Raw genomic sequence first — 784 nt, 5'->3', positions numbered from 1 at the left:
CGACCAGACGGGACGGGACCACGTGTCGCGGTGTTTCATGCCGCCAGTGCGGGTCACCCGGACACCATGATGCGAACGCTACTGCGAGGCGGCCTCGCCGGAGCTGCCGGGACGACCGTGCTCAACGCCGTCACATACGGCGACATGGCCCTGCGCGGCAGACCCGCGAGCACCGTTCCGGAGGCGACCGTGGAGGCCCTGGCGGACCGGGCCGGGGTCGCCATCGACGGCACCGGTCAGACCCGCGACAACCGGGTGAGCGCGTTGGCGGCGCTGTCCGGGATCGCCACCGGCGTGGGGGTGGGCACCGCCGTCGCCGTACTGCGGACGGCGGGGGTGCGGCTGCCGCTCGGGGCGGGCGGCGTCCTCCCCGGGGCGCTCGCCATGGCGGTCACCGACCTGTCCATGGCCGAGTTGAAGGTGAGCGACCCGCGCACGTGGTCGGGCGCGGACTGGGTGTCCGACGCGGTGCCGCACCTGCTGTACGGCCTGGCGACGTACGGCGTCGTGACGGCCGGGGAGAGGCGCGCGTGAGAGCGCCCGCCGGCGTGCGGGCCGGACTCGTGCGAGCCGGACTGGTCGGCGCCGCGTCCGGGGCGCGTAGCCAGATCGGGATGGCGGCCGTCGCGGTGAGCGGGCGGGCCGAGACGGCCCCGGGACCGCTGGACCTGCTGACCGGGCGGCCGGCCGTGATCGGCACGGTGAGTGCTGCCGTCGCTGAGTTGGTCGCCGACAAGCTGCCGGCGACCCCGAGCCGGCTGACCGCCGCCGGACTGGTGCCCCG

General features: G+C 75.9%; 1 protein-coding gene and 1 pseudogene. Both read left to right on the top strand.

What is annotated here, in order from left to right; all coding sequences use genetic code 11:
* Nucleotides 1–66: 66 nt before the first annotated feature.
* Nucleotides 67–534, top strand: a complete 468-nt coding sequence (locus tag AC13HU_RS37855) for a hypothetical protein (RefSeq protein ID WP_483046535.1) — start codon at nucleotides 67–69, stop codon at nucleotides 532–534.
* Nucleotides 531–784, top strand: a pseudogene (locus AC13HU_RS37850) (hypothetical protein); the annotation flags it as partial. The gene AC13HU_RS37855 and the pseudogene AC13HU_RS37850, both read left to right, overlap by 4 nt.

The organism is Streptomyces sp. NH27, from assembly GCF_056859195.1.
Note: the sequence above shows the minus strand (reverse complement) of the source record. Positions and strands in the feature narration are given on the sequence as shown.